A 20,806-nucleotide genomic window follows, 5' to 3' on the forward strand; every position below is an offset into this window, starting at 1 on the left:
AATGAAACTGGGCTCTCTCAAGGAAGGCGGGCGCGACGGCACCCTGGTCGTGGTCTCGCGCGATCTGACCCGCGCGGTGCGCGCCGACGGCATCGCGCCGACCCTGCAGCGCGCGCTGGACGATTGGCAGCAGGCCGCGCCGCGCCTGAACGCGCTGGCCGAGGCGCTGGAGGCCGGGCCGGTCGCCGGTGAGTTCGCGCTCGACATGCAGGCGCTGGCGGCGCCGCTGCCGCGTGCCTACGAGTTCGTCGATGGCAGCGCCTATCTGCCGCACGTGGAGCGCGTGCGCCGCGCGCGCGGGGCGCAGGTGCCGGAGAGCTTTTACGTCGATCCGCTGATGTACCAGGCCACCAGCGCCGGGTTCTACGGCCCGCGCGATCCGGTGCTGGTGGCCAGCGAGGACTACGGCATCGACCTCGAGGCCGAAGTAGTGGTGGTGACCGACGACGTGCCGATGGGGGTCAGCCCGGCGCAGGCCGCCGCGCATATCCAGCTGATCGGCCTGGTCAACGACGTCTCGCTGCGCAACCTGATCCCGGACGAGCTGGCCAAGGGCTTCGGTTTCTTGCAGTCCAAGCCGCGCAGCGCGCTCAGCCCGGTGCTGGTCACCCCCGACGAGCTGGGGCCGGCCTGGCAAGACAACAAGGTGCATCTGCCGCTGCTGACCCACATCAACGGGCAGTGGTTCGGCGCCCCGGACGCGGGCGTGGACATGCAGTTCGATTTCGCCCAGCTGGTGGCGCATGCGGCCAAGACCCGCCCGCTGACCGCCGGCACCCTGGTCGGCTCTGGCACCGTAGCCAACCAGGACACCAGCAAGGGCGCGTCCTGTTTCGCCGAGAAGCGCACGGTGGAAACCCTGGAGCATGGCAAGCCACTGACCCCGTTCCTGCATTTCGGCGACGTGGTGCGGATCGAGATGCTGGATCGCGATGGCCGCAGCGTGTTTGGGGCGATCGAGCAGCGGATCCAGCAGGCGCCCATCGGCTGAAGACGGCAAGCGGCTATAGTGGACGGGCGGCGCGGCGCGCCGGGACGGGCAGCGTGGAGGTGGAGAGATGAGCGAATCCTTGCGGCTGTATTCCTACTGGCGCTCCAGCGCCGCCTATCGGGTGCGGATCGGGCTCAATCTGAAAGGGCTGGCGTATGACACCGTGCCGGTCCACCTGGTGCTCGATGGCGGCCAGCAGCATTCCGAGCACTACCGCGCGATCAACCCGCAGGCGCTGGTGCCCACCCTGTTCCATGGCCAGCGCCGCCTGACCCAGTCGCTGGCAATCCTCGAATACCTCGATGAGGTATGGCCGGAGCCGGCGCTGCTGCCGGCCACCGCGCGCGAGCGCCAGCGCGTGCGCGCACTGGCGATGTTGGTGGCCTGCGACATCCACCCCCTCAACAACCTGCGCGTGCTGCAGTATCTGGATCGCGAGTGGGGCGTGCCGCAGCCGGAGCGCGACGGTTGGGTGCGGCACTGGATCGAAGAAGGCTTCCGCGCGCTCGAGGCGCACCTGGCCGACCACCCTTCCACCGGCGATTTCTGCGAAGGCGAAATGCCGACCCTGGCCGACTGCTGCCTGATCCCGCAGGTGTACAACGCGCGCCGGTTCGGGGTCGATCTGACCCCGTACCCGACCATTCGCCGGATCGAGGCCGCCTGCCTGGCCTTGCCGGCATTCGATGCGGCCCGCCCCGAACGTCAGCCGGACGCGCCAGCACCCGGCTGAGCCGCGCGGGCGCCGTGGCGCGCGTCAGTGCGTGCCGAACACGTCGGCGTAGGGGTCGTGCTCGCCGCTGGCGCCTTCCGAGAGCCGGAACTTCAGGGCCAGACCGTCGCGCGAGTCTGCCGCTCTGAGCGCCTCTTCCATCTCGATCCTGCCTTCCTTGTACAGCCGGAACAGGCACTGGTCGAAGCTGTGCATGCCTTCCTGCAGCGAATTTTCCATCGCGGCCTTGATTTCGTGCACCTGGCCGCGACGCAGCAGATCGCGGATCAGCGGCGTGTTGATCAGCACTTCGGTGGCCGGCAGGCGGCGACCGTCCACGCCCAGCACCAGGCGCTGGCTGATGACCGCCTTCAGATTCAGCGCGAGGTTCATCAGCACGTTCTTGTGTGCGCCCTCGGGAAAGAAGTTGAGGATGCGCTCGATGGTCTGGTCGGCATTGTTGGAGTGCAGCGTGGCCAGGCAGATGTGGCCGGTCTCGGCGAACGCGATCGCCGCGTCCATCGTCTCGGCATCACGGATCTCGCCGATCAGGATCACGTCCGGGGCCTCGCGCATCGCGTTCTTCAGCGCGGCGTGGAAGCTGTGGGTATCCAGGCCGACTTCGCGCTGGTTGACGACCGACAGCTTGTGCCGGTGCAGGTATTCGATCGGGTCCTCGATGGTGAGGATGTGGCCGGTGGTGGTGCTGTTGCGATGGTCGATCATCGACGCCAGCGTGGTGGACTTGCCGGAGCCGGTGGAGCCGACGATCAGCACCAGCCCGCGCGGAGCCATGATGATGTCTTTCAGCACCGATGGCAGCTGCAGCTCCTCGATCGTGGGGATCTCGCTGCGGATCGCGCGGATCACCAGCCCGACCTCGCCGCGCTGCTGGAACACGTTGACGCGGAAGCGCCCGCAGCCAGGCACCGAGATCGCCATGTTCAGTTCTTTCTCGCGTTCGAACTCGGCGATCTGGGTGGCGTCCATCAGGCCGTAGGCGATGTCGCGGCATTCGCCCGGACCCAAGTGGGCCTCGCTGACGGGATGCAGCATGCCCTCGATCTTGATGTTGATCGGCGCGCCGGTGGACAGAAACATGTCCGAGGCGTTTTTCTCCGCCATCAGCTTGAAATAGTGGCTGATATCCATGGGTTCCCTCACGCTGTGCATGGGCGTTGCATCACGAGCGATGCCTTCCCACAATGCCCGCGACCGCCCCTGTACAGCCGCGACCGACATGCGCCCAAGCTTCGCATACTTCCGTAAGGCCCTGTATCTCCCTTTCTGCGCGGGTGTGACGCTGATCGCAGCTTGCGCCAGCCTGCCGCCGCCGACGGCCGAGCTGGACACCGCGCAGCAGGCGCTGGCGCGCGCCGAGGCCGCCGATGCCGACCAATATGCGGCGGATGCCCTGGCCGCCGCGCGCAGCGCGCTGCAGGCGGCGCAGGTCGCGTCGGCGCGCGGTCGCAACGACGAGGCCCGCGACGGCGCGCTGGCTGCCGCCGCCGAGGCGGATCTGGCGTGGGTGCGCAGCAGCGCGGCGAAAGTGCGCGCCGATTGGCGCCAGAAGCAGGACGAGCTGACGCGCCTGCGGCGGCAGCTGCAAATGCCGGTCGAGGCGGGCGCTGCGGACGTTCCGCTCGACATCCCGGTCCCGGCCGGTACGCCCGAGCAGCGCCTGCAGGCGCTGGACGCGGACATCCGGCTCAACCCGTTCGCGCAGTACGAGCGGCTGCAGGCGCGGCAGGCGCTCGCGGCGCTGGCGACGGTCAGCCGCAAAGCGCTGCCGGCGGCGCTGGCGCGTGCTCAGCAGCGGGTGGAGATCGCCGAGCTGGCGGCGCGGGTGGAGGCCGCCCGGCGCGCGCTGGACCGGATGGAGCGCGAACGCAGCGAACTGCTGGTAGAGGCCAGTCGGCGCGATGCCGAGCGCGCGCGTGCCGAGGCCGAGCGGTTGCGCATCCAGGCCCAGCTGCAGGCGGAGGAGGCCGAGCGGTTGCGTGCGCAGGCGCAGCAGGCCGAGGCGGCGCTGGATGGGGCGCAGGCCGAACAGCAGGCCAAGGCGGAGGCAGCGCGCGCGCAGGAAGCCGCGCTGGCGCGCAAGGAGGCCGAGCTGGTGGCCGGGGCCAAGCTGCCGCCGATGCAGCGCGACGCGCGCGGCGAGGTGTACACCCTGGCCGGCGACGCCTTCGCGCCCGGGCAAGCCAAGCTGACGCCGGCAGCGGCGGCCAGCCTCAAGGCGCTGGGCCTGTACCTGGCGGCGCTGCCCGGGGGGCCGGTGCAGGTGATCGGCTATACCGACAATCAGGGCGATGCGGCGGCCAACCGCAGCCTGTCCGAGCGCCGCGCGCAGCAGGTGCGGGCGGCGCTGGTGGCTGCCGGGGTGGAGCGCGCGCGGGTCACCGCGCAGGGCCGGGGCGCGGAGGCGCCGGTGGCCGACAACCGTACCGCGGCTGGGCGTGCAAAAAACCGCAGGGTGGAGGTTGTGGTCGCACAAAAATCATGATGGATATCATGAACTTGCGATGATTTTTCGGAGCCTGTCGCAGGTCTGATCGGCGGTCCGCGCGAACCCTTGCCAAGCGCGTTTGGCAGGCGTAGGGTCGATGTCCCGGGAGGCGGAATGCTCCGCCCACCGGACGGAGACCGGCCGATGCACGATCCGTTCGCCATTGCACCGAAGGCCCGCGCGAGGGCCGCCGCAAGCCGGGTTGCCGGGCGCGGCGCGCGCAGCGATGCCACCACGCCTGGTGTTTGCCCGTTCCTGTTTCGCCCGTTCCTGCAGACGCCCCGCGCCCTCGCGCCGGGGCGTCGTGTTTTTGCGCGCCGGCCCGCGCCGGCCGTGCAGAACCGTCGCTCGCCCTGGGCGGGCGACGGCGTTCCCCGGCAGCGGCCACGCTGCTGCCGTTTCCCTGCCATGCCCGCGCGCCAAGGCCGGGCATGGCCCATGTCGAGTCAGGAGGTTTCCATGTTCGAAGCTCAACCGCAGGCGGAAATCGAAGCATTGATGAAGGCCAACAGCGAGTTCCGGCAGCTGTACTACCGGCACCGTGAACTGGATCGCCAGGTTCTGGATGCGGAACTGGGCGTGCTGCCGATCGACGACGTGACCTTGAGCCAGATGAAGCGCGAGAAGCTTGCGGCCAAGCAGCGATTGCTACAAATGTACGAACGCGCGCACTGAACGCGCGCAGGCAAAGGACGCGTTCCCGGCCCGCGCCGGCCGGGAACGCGCCGCCCGGGCCAGACGGGAGCCGCTGCTAGAATCCGGGCCTGCTCCGCACGCAGGCATCCCATGGCCATCCACGATTCCGTCCTCGATTTGATCGGCGATACGCCGATCGTCCGCGTCCGCCGCCTCGAGACCGGCCCCTGCACGCTGTACCTGAAGCTGGAAAGCCAGAACCCGGGCGGTTCGATCAAGGACCGGATCGGCATGGCCATGATCGAGGCCGCCGAAAAGCGCGGCGACATCAAGCCCGGCGCGACCCTGGTCGAAGGCACCGCCGGCAATACCGGCATCGGCCTGGCGCTGGCCGCGCAGCAGAAGGGCTACAAGCTGATCCTGGTCGTGCCCGACAAGATGTCGCGCGAGAAGATTTTCAACCTCAAGGCGATGGGCGCGCAGGTGGTGCTGACCCGCAGCGACGTCGCCAAGGGCCATCCCGACTACTACCAGGACCTGGCCGCGCGGATCGCCGCCGAGACGCCGGGCGCCTACTTCATCAACCAGTTCGGCAACCCCGACAACCCGGCTGCGCACGAGTTCGGCACCGGCCCCGAGATCCTGCGCCAGATGGCCGAGGTCGGCGGGCTGGACGCCATCGTGTTCGGCTGCGGCAGTTCCGGCACCATGACCGGATTGTCGCGCTGCTTCGCCCAGCACTCGCCGCACACCGAACTGGTGTTGGCCGACCCGGTCGGCTCGATCCTCGAGGAATACATCAACCGCGGCACATTGAGCGACAAGTCGGGCAGCTGGATGGTGGAAGGGATCGGCGAGGATTTTTTGCCTTCGATCGCCGATTTTTCCCGGGTGCGCAAGGCCTATGCGATCCCGGATCGCGAGAGCTTTCAGACCGCGCGCGCGCTGCTGGAGCAGGAGGGCATCCTCGGCGGCTCCTCGAGCGGCACCCTGGTCGCCGCCGCGCTGCGTTACTGCCGCGAGCAGACCACGCCGAAGAACGTGCTCACTTTCATCTGCGACACCGGCAACCGCTACCTGTCGAAGATGTACAACGACTACTGGATGCTGGACAACGGCTTTATGGCGCGCGCGCAGCACGGCGATCTGCGCGATCTGATCCTGCGCCCGTTCGCGCAGCGCGACACCATCGTGGTCGGTCCGCACGACTTGCTGCTCACCGCCTGGCAGCGGATGAAGCTGTACGACGTCAGCCAGCTGCCGGTGCTGGAGGGCGAGCGCATCGTCGGCATCGTGGACGAATCCGACCTGCTGCTGCACGTGTATGGCGAGGAAGCGCGCTTCCGCGACCCGGTGGCCAGCGCGATGGTCCGCAAGCTGGATCTGATCGACGTGCGCGCGCCGGTGGAGGCGCTGCTGCCGGTGTTCGACCGCGGGCATGTGGCGATCGTGATGGACGGCGAGAAGTTCCTCGGCCTGATCACCCGCATCGACCTGCTCAACTACCTGCGGCGCCGGGTGCAGTAAGCCCCGTGCACCGCACGGTCGCCGCGGCCCGCCAGGCACGCGATCCTCTTTTTTCACCAGGCATACGTGGATCCTTCATGACCAGCCAGCACGACCTCGCCCTTGGCACCTTGGCCATCCACGGCGGGCAGCACCCGGACCCGTCCACCGGCGCGGTGATGCCGCCGATCTACGCCACCAGCACCTATGCGCAGTCCAGCCCGGGCGTGCACCAGGGCTTCGAGTACTCGCGCACCCACAACCCCACGCGCTTCGCCTACGAGCGCTGCGTGGCGGCGCTGGAGGGCGGCCGCCGCGGCTTTGCCTTCGCCTCCGGGCTGGCGGCCCTGGCCACGCTGCTGGAGCTGCTCGATCACGGCGACCACGTGATCGCGATGGACGATCTCTACGGCGGCAGCTACCGCCTGTTCGAGCGCGTGCGCCGGCGCAGCGCCGGCCTTCAGTTCAGCTATGTCGATCTCACCGATCCCGAGGCGCTGGCGGCGGCGATCACGCCGAAGACGAAGCTGGTGTGGATCGAGACCCCCACCAACCCGCTGCTGAAGGTCGTGGACATCGCCGCGATCGCGGCCATCGCCAAGGCGCACGGGCTGCTGGTCGCAGTCGACAACACCTTCGCCTCGCCGATCCTGCAGCGGCCGCTGGCGCTCGGCGCGGACATCGTCATGCACTCGGCCACCAAATACCTCAACGGCCATTCCGACATGGTGGGCGGCATGCTGGTGGTCGGCGACGACGCCGAGCTGGCTGAGCGGCTGGCCTTCCTGCAGAACTCGGTCGGCGCGGTGCAGGGGCCGTTCGACAGCTTCCTCGCCCTGCGCGGACTGAAGACCCTGCACCTGCGCATGCGCGCGCATTGCGACAACGCGCTGGCGCTGGCGCAGTGGCTGCAGACGCACGATGCGGTGGCGGAGGTGATCTATCCTGGCCTGCCGTCGCATCCGCACCATGCGCTGGCCGCGCGCCAGATGGCCGGCTTCGGCGGGATGCTGTCGATCCGCCTCAAGGGCGGCTTCGACGCGGCCAGGCGCGTGTGCGAGCGGCTGCAGCTGTTCACCCTGGCCGAGTCGCTCGGCGGGGTGGAGTCGCTGGTGAACCATCCGGCGCTGATGACCCATGCCTCGATCCCGCCCGCGCGGCGCGCGCAGCTCGGGATCGACGACGCCCTGCTGCGGCTGAGCGTCGGGGTCGAGGATGTCGCCGACCTGCGCGCCGATCTGGCGCAGGCGCTGGCCGGATGAGCGCGCCCGGGGCCGGCGCATGCGCGATGGGCTGAAACGGCTGCTGCCGGTGCGCGCCGATCAGCGCACGCTGGCATGGGAGTTGATCCGGCGCGAGCTGGCCGGCAAATACCGCGGCACCGGCCTGGGCGCGCTGTGGGCGCTGGCCACGCCGCTGCTGATGCTGCTGGTGTACACCCTGGCCTTCGGCCACCTGGCCCGCGGCCAGTGGCCGGGGTTGCACGGCCTGGGCGAGTTCGCGCTGTGGGTATTTGCAGGGCTTGCGGTGCACGCGGCGTTCGCCGAATGCCTGGCGCGTGCGCCCACGCTGGTGACCGCGCAGCCCAACTATGTCACCCGGGTGCGCTTTCCGCTCGCGCTGCTGGCCTGGCCGGTGCTGGCCTCGGCGCTGTTCCATCTGGCGATGAACCTGCTGGTGCTGATGCTGGCGCTCGCGCTGCGGCGCGGCAGCCTGCCGCCCACCCTGCTGGCGCTGCCGCTGGTGCTGCTGCCGCTGCTGCCGCTGCTGCTGGGCCTGCTGTGGAGCCTGGGCGCGCTCGGCGTGTACCTGCGCGATCTCGGCCAGCTGGTGGCGCCGCTGGCCACCGCCGCGCTGCTGCTGTCGTCGGCGCTGGTACCGCCCGCGGCGGTGCCGGTCGGCTGGCGCTGGCTGTTCCTGGTGAATCCGCTCACCACCCTCATCGACCAGCTGCGGCGCGTGCTGTTCCTCGGGCTGTGGCCGCAGTGGCCGCAGCTGGCAGGGTATGCGCTGCTGGCGCTGCTGTTCGCGCTGCTGGCGCAGGCCCTGTTCCGGCGCCTGCAGGTGGGGTTTGCCGATGTCCTGTGAGTGGGCGATCGCCGCGCACGGCATCGGCAAGCGCTATGCCGCCTATGCCAAGCCCTGGCAGCGCCTGCTCGAACTGCTGGACGGGCGCGCGCGCGGGCAGGCGTTCTGGGCGCTGCGCGATCTGGACCTGCAAGTGCGGCGCGGCGAGTCGGTGGGCATCATCGGCCGCAATGGGTCCGGCAAATCCACCCTGCTGCAGCTGCTGGCCGGCACGCTGCCGCCGACCACCGGCACGCTGCAGGTGCAGGGCCGGGTGGCGGCGCTGCTGGAGCTGGGCAGCGGTTTCAATCCGGAGTTCACCGGGGTCGAGAACGTGATGCTCAACGCCGCGCTGCACGGCCTGAGCCGCGCCCAGATCGAGCAGCGCCTGCCTGACATCCTGGCGTTCGCCGACATCGGCGCGTTCGCGCAGCAGCCGGTGCGCACCTATTCCAGCGGCATGCTGGTGCGGCTGGCGTTCGCGGTGCTGGCGCACGTGGATGCCGACATCCTGCTGATCGACGAGGCGCTGGCCGTGGGCGATGTGTTCTTCGCCCAGAAGTGCATGCGCTTTCTGCGCGAGTTCCAGCAGCGCGGCACGTTGCTGCTGGTCAGCCACGATACCGCGGCGGTCAACGCGCTGTGCGCGCGCGCGCTGTGGCTGGAGCAGGGGCGGCTGCGCATGGACGGGCCGGCGCGCGAAGTCGGGGAGGCCTATCTGGAATCGCAGATCGCCGCGCGCGAGGGGGTGCCGGAGGACCGCCCGCGGCTGGCGGTGACCAGTGCGCATGTCGCGCTCGAGCGTGACGTGCGCGAGGATCTCCTGCTGCGCAGCGCGCTGCGCAACGACATCCAGGTGCCGGTGTTCGACCCGGCGCGCGACGTCGGCTTCGGCGAGGGCAGCGCGCGCCTGTGCGACGTCGCCCTGCGCGATGCCCAGGGCCGGCGCCTGGCCACCGTGGTGGGCGGCGAGCTGGTGACCCTGGATATCGTGGCGGAAGCGCTGGCCCCGCTACCCTCGCCGATCGTCGGCTTCTACCTCAAGGACCGGCTCGGCCAGCTGCTGTTCGGCGACAACACCTATCTCACCACCGCCGAAGCGCCGCTGCACGTACCGGCTGGTGCCCGCTACCGCGCGCGCTTCACCTTCCGCATGCCGCGCCTGCAGGCCGGCGAGTACGTGTTCGCGATCGGCCTCTCGCGCGGCACCCAGGCCGAACACATCGTGCAGTACTGGTCGCACGCGGCGCTGGCGCTGCATGCCGAGGGGCAGGGCCTGCCGACCGGCATGCTCGGCTTGCCGATGCTGGACATTGCGCTGGACGTGCTCGATGGGTGAGTTTCAACCGCTGCCACTGGATTTGCCGGCTCCGGCGGGTGGCCTGCATGCGGGCGGCTGGTACCGGCTGCAGATGCGGCTGCACGCGGCGTCCGTGGCGGGCTTGCGGCCGTGCCTGCTGGTCGAGGACGCGGGGCCGCCGTGCGCGGACGAAGCCTGCGTGAGCCTGCCGCCGGTGGCCCGGGATGGCCGCCTGCGCGCCCTGATCCGGCTGCGGATGGACACCCAGGCGCTGCGCCTGGGTGTCCCCGGACATGCGGATGCCGGCGTGCGCGCGCAGGTGCGGATGCGCCGGATCGGCAAGGTCCGCGCGCTGGCGGCGATGCTGGCGGATCTCGCCCGCCAGGCCGGCCCCGGCGCGGCGCTGGGCCTGGCGCTGGGCGCGGCGTGGCGGCTGCGCCGCGGCGCGCGCGCGGCCGGAGACTGGGCCTATGCGCAGTACCGGCAGCGCCTGGGCGCGCCGCTCGATCCCTATGCTGCCTGGCTGCTGGCGCGCGCGCTCGACCCGCACGCCCGGCCTGCGGCGCGCGCGCGCAGGCTCGCAGCGCTGCCGGCAAGACCGCGGGTGTCGATCCTGCTGCCGGTATACGACCCGCCGCTGGAATGGCTGCGCGCCTGCCTCGACAGCGTGCGTGCCCAGGTCTATCCGGACTGGGAGCTGTGCATCGCCGACGATGCCTCGACTTCGCCGCAGGTGCGCGCGCTGATCGAGGACTACTGCCGGCGTGATGGCCGCATCCGCGCCGTGTTCCGCGCCCGCAACGGCCACATCGCCGCGGCCAGCAACGATGCGCTGGCGCTGGCCCGCGGCGAGTGGGTGGCGCTGCTCGACCACGACGACCTGCTCGCGCCGCACGCGCTGCTGGAGATGGTGCGCGCCGCGCTGGCGCACCCGCGCTGGCGGATGCTGTATTCCGACGAGGACAAGCTCGACGCCGACGGCCGCCGCTGCGATCCCTATTTCAAGCCCGACTTCAACCACACCCTGCTGCTCGGGCAGAACTGCATCGGCCATCTGGCGATGTACCGCGCCGACCTCCTGCGCGAGGTCGGTGGCTTCGCGCCCGGCGTGGATGGCAGCCAGGACTGGGACCTGGCGCTGCGCTGCGTGGAGCGTTTGCAGTCCGACGAGATCGGGCACGTGCCGCAGGTGCTCTACCACTGGCGGATGCATGCCGCTTCCAGTGCGGCCGATCCGGCGGCGAAGGACTACGCCACCGCGGCCGCGCAGCGCGCGGTGCAGGCGCATCTGCAGCGCAGCGGACAGGCGGCAGAGGTGGAGATCCTCGCGCCCGGACGCCTGCGCGTCCGCCGCGCGCTGCCGTCGCCACCGCCGCGGGTGTCGTTGATCGTGCCCACCCGCGACCGCGTGGACCTGCTGCGCCCCTGCGTGGAGGGCCTGCTGCACGCCACCGATTACCCGGCGCTGGAAGTGCTGGTGGTGGACAACGGCTCGGTGGAGGCGCAGACCCGCGACTACCTGGCGGCGATCGCGCGCGATGCGCGGGTGCGCGTGCTGCGCTTCGATGCGCCCTTCAACTATTCGGCGATCAACAACTTCGCCGCGCGCCAGGCCACGGGCCGCGTGCTCGGCCTGGTCAACAACGACATCGTCGTGATCGAGCCGGGCTGGCTGCGCGCGATGGTAGCCGAGGCGCTGCGCCCCGGGATCGGCGCGGTCGGTGCGCTGCTGCTGTATCCGGACGGACGCATCCAGCATGCGGGCGTTCTGCTGGGTATCGGGGGCGTGGCCGCGCATCCGTGGTGCGGCCATCCCGCGGACAGCGATGGCCAGATGGGGCGCCTGCGTCTGGCGCAGGAACTTTCCGCCGTCACCGGCGCCTGCCTGGTCCTGCGACGCGAAGCGTTCGATGCCGTGGGCGGGCTGGACGAGGCGCTGCCGGTGGCGTTCAACGACGTGGATCTGTGCCTGCGCCTGCGCGCCGCCGGCTATCGCAACGTATGGACGCCGCACGCGCGGCTGGTGCACGCCGAATCCGCCACCCGCGGCCCGGATACCGATCCGCACAAGCAGGCCCGCCTGCAGCGCGAGGCCGATTTCATGCGCGCGCGCTGGGGCGCGCTGCTCGACGACGACCCCGCCTACAACCCCAACCTCAGCCTCGACGGCGAAGCCTTCACCCTCGCCACCAGCCCGCGGCCGCGGGCGAGGGGGGAGTGGATGGCGTTGGGGGGTCAAATAGAATTGCTTCCATCTGCGGGGTGATGCCGGAAAGGGGCTGCTCTTGAAACGGGTTTGGTCAATCCAAGGGAGGGGGGATCATATGGGATGGCGTTCCAAGCGGCTGGCCCTGTGCTTTCTTTTGGCCGTCTTGTTTTTCGCGCCGCCTTCCATGGCGGGCTCCGATAAAGGGGTGGCCGCCTACGGGGGCGATTACGCAAAGGCCTACAGGGAGTTGCGGCCGCGTGCAGAACAGGGAGATGCCGCCGCGCAGAAAAGCCTTGGTTGGATGTACGAGAACGGCCTTGGCGTGGCGGGGGACGATGCCGAGGCGGCGAAATGGCATCGCAAGGCGGCCGAGCAGGGGGATGCTGCTGCGCAAAACAATCTCGGTTGGATGTATGCGAACGGCTGGGGCGTGGCGCGGGACGATGCCGAGGCGGTGCAGTGGTATCGCAAGGCGGCCGAGCAGGGATATGCCGCCGCGCAAAACAATCTCGGTTGGATGTATGCGAACGGCCGAGGCGTGCCGCGGGATGATGCCGAGGCGGTGCGGTGGTATCGCAAGGCCGCCGAGCAGGGGGATGCCATGGCGCAATACAACCTCGGCAGGATGTATGAGTCCGGCCAGGGCGTCGACGAGGATAAGATGCTGGCCTATGCGCTATACAACCTTGCAGTGGCGAATAATCCCTTCAAGGAAAAAACGTTCCCAGCCGATCGTGACCGCTTGGCGAAAACCTTGAGCCGTGCCGAACTACTCGAAGGGCAGGCGCTCACGCGCGAGCTGGGCAAGCCGGGCAATCTCGCCAAGGTGCTGGCGGAGCGCATGACCAACGCGAGCAAGGAGGCTGCGCGGCAAACGGCTGACGGTCCGTAGCGACTGGCGGCGTACCGAAGCAGCTGGCTGCCCTTGTTCTGCAAGCCGGCGACCCCATGTTCACTCGCACCTGCCAAGGCGCGTAGGCACCGGCACGCCTGCGAAACAAGTCCATGATGTCGTGGGTCAGCCGATGCCCTGCCAATCATGGCAGGCTCGACGAATCGGTGGCAGATCAATGCCATCATCCCCCAGCTTGACACGTCGACGGCTAAAGAAAACGAGGATGCCCTGATGCCGCGCATGCAAAAGAAAGATCAGTGGAACGCGGGATATTGGATCGTTGCGGCCCTGCTGATGTTGATGTTGCAGGGGTATTGGCAGACCGCCAAAACCATCGAGCCGGTGCCTTATAGCGAGTTCGAAAAGGCGCTGGCAGAAAAGCGCGTGGCTGAAGTGCTGGTGACGGATCACACGCTGACCGGGCGTCTGAAGTCACCGGATAGTCACGGCAAGACCGCGATCGTCGCAACCCGGGTCGAGCCCGATCTGGCCGAGCGCTTGTCCAGATATGGTGTGCCCTATGCGCGAGTGGTGGAGAGCACCTGGTGGCGTGACCTGCTGTCATGGATCCTGCCGGCGGTGGCTTTCTTCGGTGTCTGGTTTTTCTTGTTTCGGCGTCTGGCCGAGAAGCAAGGAATGGGAGGGTATCTGAGTATTGGCAAGAGCCGCGCCAAGGTGTTCGTGGAGAAAAACACCGGCGTGACGTTTGCCGATGTGGCAGGCGTCGATGAGGCCAAGGCGGAGTTGGTCGAGATCGTCCAGTTCCTGAAGAGCCCGCAGGACTATGGGCGTCTGGGCGCGCGGATTCCCAAAGGCGTGCTACTGGTAGGGCCGCCGGGTACCGGCAAGACGTTGCTGGCCAAGGCCGTGGCTGGAGAAGCAGGGGTGCCGTTCTTCTCCATTTCAGGTTCAGAGTTCGTCGAGATGTTCGTCGGTGTGGGTGCGGCGCGGGTGCGCGACCTGTTCGAGCAGGCACGCACTCAGGCGCCGGCCATCATCTTCATCGACGAATTGGATGCGCTCGGCCGCGCGCGCGGCGCAGGTGGGCTGATCGGCGGCCATGATGAGCGCGAGCAGACGCTCAATCAGCTCCTCACCGAGATGGATGGTTTCGACTCCTCGGTGGGGCTGATCATTCTTGCCGCCACCAACCGGCCGGAGATCCTCGACCAGGCGCTGCTTCGCGCCGGCCGCTTCGATCGCCAGGTACTGGTGGACCGACCCGACAAGAAAGGTCGCCTCGACATCCTCAAGGTACATGTCAGAAAGATCGTGCTCGCTCCGGATGTCGATCTCGAGCAAGTGGCAGCGTTGACGACCGGTTTTTCCGGCGCCGATCTGGCCAACTTGGTCAACGAGGCGGCGCTGGCCGCAACCCGGCGTCGGGCGCAGGCCGTAGAACTGCAGGATTTCACCGCGGCCATCGAGCGCATCGTGGCCGGACTCGAAAAGAAGAGCCGCGTGCTCAATCCGAGAGAACGCGAGACCGTGGCCTATCACGAAATGGGCCACGCGCTGGTGGCGTTGGCGCTTCCAGGCGCCGACCCTGTGCATAAGATCTCGATCATCCCACGCGGCATTGGCGCGCTCGGCTACACGCTGCAGCGTCCGACCGAAGACCGCTTTCTGATGACGCGGGCCGAACTTGAACACAAGATCGCGGTGCTGCTGGGTGGGCGCGCGGCCGAGAAGCTGGTGTTCGGGGAACTATCCACCGGCGCCGCCGATGATCTGGCGCGTGCCACCGACATCGCGCGCGACATGGTCACCCGCTTCGGCATGGTTGACGCATTGGGCTATGTCGCTTTCGAGGCGCAGCGCCCTCGCTTTCTCGACGTGCCGGAGTTGACGCAGGGAGGTTGCCGGGTCGCTGAATCGACCCAGGCGCGTATCGACCAGGCCATCCGCGACATCGTAATGAACGGGTTCGATCGCGCGTTCCGGATTCTCGAGCGCAACCGCGATGTATTGGAACGCTGCGCGCGCGAGCTGTTGGCGCGAGAGACTCTCGCAGAAGAGGACATTCGGCAACTGACCAAAACCCTTGAGCGCGAAGTCCAGCCCATGCCGTCCACATTCGCAGGTGGATGAGCAATGCAGGACTTGCTTGCAACGACTCTGACTTTGCTGGCGGCGTGCAGTCTGGCCGCGGTGCTGGCATACAAGCTGAAAGCGCCGACCTTGCTCGGATATCTGGTGATCGGCGCTGTGCTTGGGCCTTCGGTCACGGCCTTGGTCGTTCCTGGGCCAGCGCTGAACTTCTTATCCGAGCTCGGCGTGGCGTTGCTGCTGTTCATGGTCGGGCTGGAGTTTTCTCTTTCCCACTTCTGGCTCACGCGTAAGACCGTGCTGGTGGCCGGGGCGCTGCAAATGTTCCTGGTAGCAACGCCGGTGGCGATGGCCTTGATGTGGCTGGGGCTGGCGCCTACCAGTGCCGCATTGCTGGGTGCGGCAACCGCGATGTCTTCCACTGCGCTGGTCAGCCGGCAGCTGTCCGATCAGGGCGAACTGACAACCCGCCACGGGCGCAGTGCGATCGCCGTCCTGGTGTTTCAGGATCTCGCCAGCGTGCCGCTGCTGGCGCTGTTGGCGATCTGGGCGCGTGGAGGCTCGCCCAGGATCGATAGCGTGCTGCTGGAGGTGGGAGGCGTGCTGCTGCTGTTTGCTGTTTCCGCGATCGCCTCGCGCCGCCTGTTGCATCGGCTGTTGGCCTGGGTGGCACGTCAGGGGCATGAAGAATCCTTCGTGCTGGTCTCGCTTTTTGTGGTGGTGGCGGCGGCCGCAGCGGCGCACATGCTCGGCGTGTCGGCCGCGCTTGGCGCATTTCTCGCCGGGATGGTGTTGGGCGAAAGCGACTTCCGTCACCACATGGAAGATCACCTCAAGCCCTTTCGCGACGTGCTGTCGTGCCTGTTCTTCGTGACCATCGGCCTGCAACTGGATGTGGCGCAGGTCGTCTCTGCCCCTCTTTCGGTGCTTGCCTGGCTGCTGGTGCTGGTGCCGATCAAGATCATCCTCAACTTTCTGGCGCTGCGCGTCAGCCGGCTGTCGACGCTCGACGCCGTTCGTACCGGCATCGTGCTTGGACACGGTGGTGAGTTTGCGCTGCTGCTATTGGGGATGATTCTGCAGCAACACTTGATCGCGCCAGCGGTGGTCCAACCGATGCTGGTCGCATTGGTATCGAGCATGGCATTGGCTCCGGTGTTGATTCGCCATCACGAGCAGCTGGCAGCTGCGTTCGGTTTTTCGCGCATGCTCACGCCGCCGCCCCAGGCTGAAGAAGGCGAGGTGGCCGCACAGGCGCGTGCCTTGCGTGGTCATGTCATCGTCTGTGGTGCCGGTGAACTTGGCGTGCTGGTCAGCCAGGCGCTGAAGCTGGCTGGCGTCGAGCATCTGCTGCTGGAGTCGGACCGGCAGAAGGTCGAGGGCGCGTGTGCGGCGGGTGCGCCGGTGATCTACGGTGATGCAAGCCGGCCCTCCACGCTGATGGCTGCCGGTGTGATTCATGCACGTCTGGTGGTCGTCACGTTTTCCGACCCGCAACCGGCTCTGCGCATCGCGCATGCGGTTTACGCGCATCATCCCGACGTGCCGGTGCTGATCGCCTGCCGCAGCGCGGCCGAAGCCAAAGCGTTGTGTGCAGTTCCGAATGTACGCGCCTATCAAACGTCGTTTGCGGCGGCGCTATGGCTGGCGGAGCGGGTATTGCTACTCGGAGGGGTGCCCGCTGCGCGGGTCGATGCCGCTCTCGGCGAAATGCAGCGGAACGCCGGTGAGTCCTGTCGTGAAAGGAGCTAATGATCGATGAAGCCTGCGCGCAACTCCGCGTTTCAATCATTTCGTGACCAGTGGGCGATCATGGGGTTCTATGAGCGCTTCGAGCAGGTCATCGCCCTGATCCTGTCGGCAGTGATCGCGTTGATCATCGTGGTCTCGCTGATTCAGCTAATCTCCATCGTCTTTACGCTTTTGCTGGCCGATGCCTTCAGCCCGCTCGATCACAAGGTGTTCCAGAACGTATTCGGCATGATCATGACGCTGCTGATCGCGATGGAGTTCAAGCACTCCATCGTGCGCGTGGCTTTGCGACGGGATAGCATCATTCAGGTCAAGACCGTGATTCTGATCGGCCTGATCGCGCTGTCGCGTAAGTTCGTGATTCTCGATCCAGAGGCGAGCCCAGGCAAAATCGCGGCGCTGGCGGGCGCTACCCTGGCTCTGGGCGCGACTTATTGGCTGCTGCGTGAACGCGACGATCGGCTGAACGCGAGCGTCGGCCGCGAGAGGGACGACGCGAGCTGACCGCGCGGGGCATCACAGGCCCAGATTGTTGCCTTCGAGCACCCGTTCGGCGCGGTAGCTGGAGCGCACCAGCGCGCCCGCGACGGCCTCGCGGAAGCCTTTGGACAGCGCCAGCTCGCGGTAGGCCCGGAACTCGTCTGGAGTGACGAAGCGCTGCACCGGCAGGTGGTGCTTGCTGGGGCGCATGTACTGACCGAGGGTGACGATGTCCACGTTGGCCGCGCGCATGTCATCCAGCGCCTGCTCGATCTCCGCATCGGTCTCGCCCAGGCCCAGCATCAGGCTGGTCTTGGTGAGGGTGTCGGGCGCGTGGCGCTTGGCGAAGGCCAGCACGTCCAGGGTCTGCTGGTAGCCGGCGCGCGGATCGCGCACCGTGTGGGTGAGCCGCTCGACCGTCTCCAGGTTCTGCGCGAACACCGCAAGGCCCGCGTCCAGTACGGTCGCCACGTGATCGGTATTGCCGGAGAAGTCGGGCGTCAGCGCCTCTACCGCGGTGTCCGGGCAGCGTGCGTGGATGGCGCGGATGCAGGCGGCGTAGTGGCCGGCGCCGCCATCGGGCAGATCGTCGCGATCCACCGAGGTCAGCACCACGTACTTCAGGCCCATCAGGGCGACTGCCTCGGCCACGTGCGCGGGCTCCTGCGGATCCAGCCAGCCGCGCGGATTGCCGGTGGCCACCGCGCAGAACTTGCAGGCGCGGGTGCACACCGCGCCCATCACCATCAGGGTGGCGGTGCCGCTGCTCCAGCATTCGGCGATGTTGGGGCAGCGCGATTCGGCGCAGACGGTATTCAGGCGGTGCCGCCGCACGATCTCCTGCACCGATTCATACGCCGCGCCGCTGGGCAGCTTGATCCGCAGCCACGGCGGCTTGCGGTCCACGTCGGGGATGCTGCTGTTGGCATTGGGCTTGATGCCGCTCTTGATCGCGCGGGTGCCCTGGGGCGTGATGTATTTGCTGCCGTCGGGGATGTGCGGTTGGCTGGACATGGGGGTTCCCGTGGCGGCGCCGGTCAGCGCCAGCGGTTGATTGTATCGCGCAGCTCGCGCGCGGCCTGCGCGGCGGCTTCGGCGTAGCCCTCGCCGGAGGCGGCGTACAGAATGCCGCGCGAGGAGTTGATCATCAGCCCGCTGCCGTCGGGGGTCTTGCCGTTGCGCACCACGGCCTCGACGTCGCCGCCCTGCGCGCCGACGCCCGGAATGAGTAGCGGCATGTCGCCGACGATCTCGCGGATCACCTTCAGTTCTTGCGGAAAGGTCGCCCCGACTACCAGCGCGCAGTTGCCGTCGGCATTCCACTCGCGGGCGATGGTGCGCGCGATGTGCTGATACAGCGGCACGCCGTCCACCGGCAGTTCCTGGAAGTCGCGCGCGCCCGGGTTGGAGGTGTGGCAAAGAAAGATGCAGCCGCGGTCGTTGTACTGCAGGAACGGCTGCGCGGAGTCGCGGCCCATGTACGGGTTCAGGGTCACCGCGTCGGCGCCGAAGCGTTCGAAGGCTTCGCAGGCGTACTGCTGCGCAGTGCTGCCGATGTCGCCGCGCTTGGCGTCGAGGATCACCGGGATCTCCGGGTGTTCGGCGTTGATGTGTGCGATCAGGCGCTGCAGCTGCGCCTCGCCGCCGTTGTGGGCGGCGAAGTAGGCGATCTGCGGCTTGAACGCGCAGGCGAACTCGGCAGTGGCATCCGCGATGTCGCGGCAGAAGGAGAACAGCGCATCCGGGTCGTCCACGAAGCGGTCCGGGAATCGCGCTGGATCGGGGTCGAGGCCGACGCAGAGCAGAGTGTCGGCCTCGCGCCAGCGGGTGCGCAGCTTGTCGATGAAGCCCATGGTGCCCTCCTGTCGATGCGAGGGCGCCCACGTTGCCGTGGGCGCCCCGATGTCACTTCAGCGCCTTGAAGCGCAGCCGCTTCGGGCCGGCATCCTCACCCAGGCGGCGCTTCTTGTCTTCCTCGTATTCGCGGTAGTTGCCCTGGAAGAACTCCACGTGTGAATCGCCCTCGAAGGCGAGGATGTGGGTGGCGATGCGGTCCAGGAACCAGCGGTCGTGGCTGATCACGAAAGCATTGCCGGGGAACTCCAGCAGGGCGTCTTCCAGCGCACGCAGCGTTTCCACGTCGAGGTCGTTGGAAGGCTCGTCGAGCAGCAGCACGTTGCCGCCCTGCAGCAGGGTCTTGGCCAAGTGCAGCCGGCCGCGCTCGCCGCCGGACAGTGTACCGACCAGCTTTTGTTGGTCCGGCCCCTTGAAGTTGAAGCGGCCGATGTAGGCGCGCGACTGGATTTCGATCCCGTTGATGTTGAGGATGTCCAGCCCGCCGGAGACTTCCTGGAACACGGTGTTGTTCGGGTTCAGCGCGCCGCGGCTCTGGTCCACGTAGGCCAGGTTCACGGTCGGCCCGATCAGGATTTCACCGGAATCCGGCTTTTCCTGTCCGGTGATCATCTTGAACAGGGTGGACTTGCCGGCGCCGTTCGGGCCGATGATGCCGACGATCGCGCCCGGCGGCACGATGAAGGACAGATCGTCGATCAGCAGGCGGTCGCCGAAGCGCTTGGAGACGTGGCGGAACTCGATCACGTTGTTGCCCAGGCGCTCGCCCGGCGGGATGAAGATTTCGTTGGTCTCGTTGCGCTTCTGGTATTCGATCGACTGCAGTTCCTCCAGTCGCGCCAGGCGCGCCTTGCCCTTGCTGCGCCCGCCCTTGGCGTTCTGGCGCGCCCATTCCAGCTCCCTTTGGATCGCCTTCTGGCGCGCCTTCTCCTGGTTTTCTTCCTGCTTCAGCCGCTCTTCCTTCTGCACCAGCCACTCGGTGTAGTTGCCCTTCCACGGGATCCCGCGGCCGCGGTCGAGCTCCAGGATCCATTCGGCGGCGTTGTCGAGGAAATAGCGGTCGTGGGTCACGGCCACCACGGTGCCGGGATAGCGTTGCAGGAACTGCTCCAGCCACTCCACCGACTCGGCGTCCAGGTGGTTGGTGGGTTCGTCCAGCAGCAGCATGTCGGGCTTCTGCAGCAGCAGGCGGCACAGCGCCACGCGGCGTTTCTCGCCGCCGGAGAGGGTGGCGATCTTGGCATCCCACGGTGGCAGGCGCAGCGCGTCGGCGGCGACTTCCAGCTGCTGCTCGAGGGTGTGCGCATCGCCCGAGGCGAGGATCGCCTCCAGCCGCTCCTGCTCCTTGGCGAGCGCATCGAAATCGGCGTCCGGTTCGGCGTAGGCGGCATAGACGCGCTCCAACTCGGCTTGCGCCTGCAGGATTTCACCGACGCCTTCCTCCACCGCCTGGCGCACGGTGTGCTCGGGGTTCAGCTCCGGCTCCTGCGGCAGGTAGCCGACCTTGATGCCCGGCTGCGGACGCGCTTCGCCCTCGAAGTCGGTGTCCACCCCGGCCATGATCCTGAGCACGGTGGACTTGCCGGCGCCATTGAGGCCGAGCAGGCCGATCTTCGCGCCCGGGAAGAACGACAGCGAGATGTCCTTGATGATCTGCCGCTTGGGCGGCACCACCTTGGACACCCGGTTCATGGTGTAGATGTATTGCGAGGACATGCGAAAAGTCTCCGTGAGCGCGCCCGTGCCTGCGCACTTGGCGCGGGCGGCGGCGAGGATGGGGATGTGAGGATTATACCCGCCGCTCTGCCGCCGCAGCCGCGCCCATTGGCAAGTGAACCGCGCCTGT

17 protein-coding genes are annotated in these 20,806 nt (G+C 67.9%); 13 read left to right on the forward strand and 4 right to left on the reverse strand.

Annotated elements, in window-relative coordinates:
- The first annotated feature begins 1 nt into the window (after position 1).
- A complete protein-coding gene (locus ML342_RS10240) occupies positions 2-991 on the forward strand; it encodes a fumarylacetoacetate hydrolase family protein (protein WP_240126952.1) in 990 nt (329 codons plus the stop codon).
- A 67-nt stretch (positions 992-1,058) separates the two neighbouring features.
- Complete coding sequence (gene maiA / locus ML342_RS10245; protein ID WP_240126953.1) at positions 1,059-1,724, forward strand: maleylacetoacetate isomerase; 666 nt, start codon at positions 1,059-1,061, stop codon at positions 1,722-1,724.
- 24 nt (positions 1,725-1,748) lie between these two features.
- Here the strand turns inward: maiA and ML342_RS10250 are convergent, their stop codons facing one another.
- On the reverse strand, positions 1,749-2,855 hold the full coding sequence (locus tag ML342_RS10250) for a PilT/PilU family type 4a pilus ATPase (RefSeq protein WP_240126954.1): 1,107 nt from the start codon (positions 2,853-2,855) through the stop codon (positions 1,749-1,751).
- A 145-nt stretch (positions 2,856-3,000) separates the two neighbouring features.
- On the opposite strand from ML342_RS10250, the gene ML342_RS10255 reads away from it, so the two are divergent.
- The 11 genes from ML342_RS10255 to ML342_RS10305 all read left to right on the forward strand — a co-directional run bounded on the left by ML342_RS10255 (position 3,001) and on the right by ML342_RS10305 (position 17,130).
- Complete coding sequence (locus ML342_RS10255) at positions 3,001-4,209, forward strand: OmpA family protein (protein WP_338065004.1); 1,209 nt, start codon at positions 3,001-3,003, stop codon at positions 4,207-4,209.
- A gap of 462 nt (positions 4,210-4,671) precedes the next feature.
- A complete protein-coding gene (locus ML342_RS10260) occupies positions 4,672-4,887 on the forward strand; it encodes an HP1242/YdcH family protein (protein ID WP_240126987.1) in 216 nt (71 codons plus the stop codon).
- A 111-nt stretch (positions 4,888-4,998) separates the two neighbouring features.
- Positions 4,999-6,375: a pyridoxal-phosphate dependent enzyme gene (locus tag ML342_RS10265; protein ID WP_240126956.1), complete on the forward strand. Its 1,377-nt coding sequence runs from the start codon at positions 4,999-5,001 to the stop codon at positions 6,373-6,375.
- Between the two features lie 77 nt (positions 6,376-6,452).
- Positions 6,453-7,616: a cystathionine gamma-synthase gene (locus tag ML342_RS10270; protein ID WP_240126957.1), complete on the forward strand. Its 1,164-nt coding sequence runs from the start codon at positions 6,453-6,455 to the stop codon at positions 7,614-7,616.
- Between the two features lie 19 nt (positions 7,617-7,635).
- A complete protein-coding gene (locus tag ML342_RS10275; RefSeq protein ID WP_240126958.1) occupies positions 7,636-8,442 on the forward strand; it encodes an ABC transporter permease in 807 nt (268 codons plus the stop codon).
- Positions 8,432-9,760 (forward strand): ABC transporter ATP-binding protein, encoded by a 1,329-nt coding sequence (locus tag ML342_RS10280; protein WP_240126959.1) that lies wholly within the window; start codon positions 8,432-8,434, stop codon positions 9,758-9,760. Before ML342_RS10275 ends, ML342_RS10280 begins: the two co-directional genes overlap by 11 nt.
- On the forward strand, positions 9,753-11,987 hold the full coding sequence (locus ML342_RS10285; RefSeq protein ID WP_240126960.1) for a glycosyltransferase family 2 protein: 2,235 nt from the start codon (positions 9,753-9,755) through the stop codon (positions 11,985-11,987). Before ML342_RS10280 ends, ML342_RS10285 begins: the two co-directional genes overlap by 8 nt.
- A 58-nt stretch (positions 11,988-12,045) precedes the next feature.
- Complete coding sequence (locus ML342_RS11910; protein WP_275672461.1) at positions 12,046-12,822, forward strand: tetratricopeptide repeat protein; 777 nt, start codon at positions 12,046-12,048, stop codon at positions 12,820-12,822.
- A 147-nt stretch (positions 12,823-12,969) separates the two neighbouring features.
- Positions 12,970-14,916 carry an ATP-dependent zinc metalloprotease FtsH gene (ftsH, locus tag ML342_RS10295; RefSeq protein ID WP_439655195.1) on the forward strand — a complete coding sequence of 649 codons (1,947 nt, stop codon included), beginning with the start codon at positions 12,970-12,972 and terminating at the stop codon, positions 14,914-14,916.
- Between the two features lie 3 nt (positions 14,917-14,919).
- On the forward strand, positions 14,920-16,626 hold the full coding sequence (locus ML342_RS10300) for a cation:proton antiporter domain-containing protein (protein WP_240126961.1): 1,707 nt from the start codon (positions 14,920-14,922) through the stop codon (positions 16,624-16,626).
- 6 nt (positions 16,627-16,632) lie between these two features.
- Positions 16,633-17,130 (forward strand): phosphate-starvation-inducible PsiE family protein, encoded by a 498-nt coding sequence (locus ML342_RS10305; protein ID WP_240126962.1) that lies wholly within the window; start codon positions 16,633-16,635, stop codon positions 17,128-17,130.
- A gap of 12 nt (positions 17,131-17,142) precedes the next feature.
- Here ML342_RS10305 and lipA read toward each other — a convergent pair whose 3' ends face one another.
- Genes lipA through ettA form a run of 3 tightly spaced genes read right to left on the reverse strand, consistent with a single transcriptional unit; the run spans position 17,143 to position 20,676 of the window.
- Entirely contained in the window at positions 17,143-18,120 is a 978-nt protein-coding gene (gene lipA / locus ML342_RS10310) for a lipoyl synthase (protein WP_240126963.1), read from the reverse strand.
- A gap of 23 nt (positions 18,121-18,143) precedes the next feature.
- On the reverse strand, positions 18,144-18,959 hold the full coding sequence (gene pyrF, locus ML342_RS10315) for an orotidine-5'-phosphate decarboxylase (RefSeq protein ID WP_240126964.1): 816 nt from the start codon (positions 18,957-18,959) through the stop codon (positions 18,144-18,146).
- A 52-nt stretch (positions 18,960-19,011) separates the two neighbouring features.
- Positions 19,012-20,676: an energy-dependent translational throttle protein EttA gene (gene ettA, locus ML342_RS10320; protein ID WP_240126965.1), complete on the reverse strand. Its 1,665-nt coding sequence runs from the start codon at positions 20,674-20,676 to the stop codon at positions 19,012-19,014.
- Positions 20,677-20,806 lie beyond the last annotated feature (130 nt).

The organism is Thermomonas alba (assembly GCF_022419205.1).
Taxonomy (GTDB): domain Bacteria; phylum Pseudomonadota; class Gammaproteobacteria; order Xanthomonadales; family Xanthomonadaceae; genus Thermomonas; species Thermomonas alba.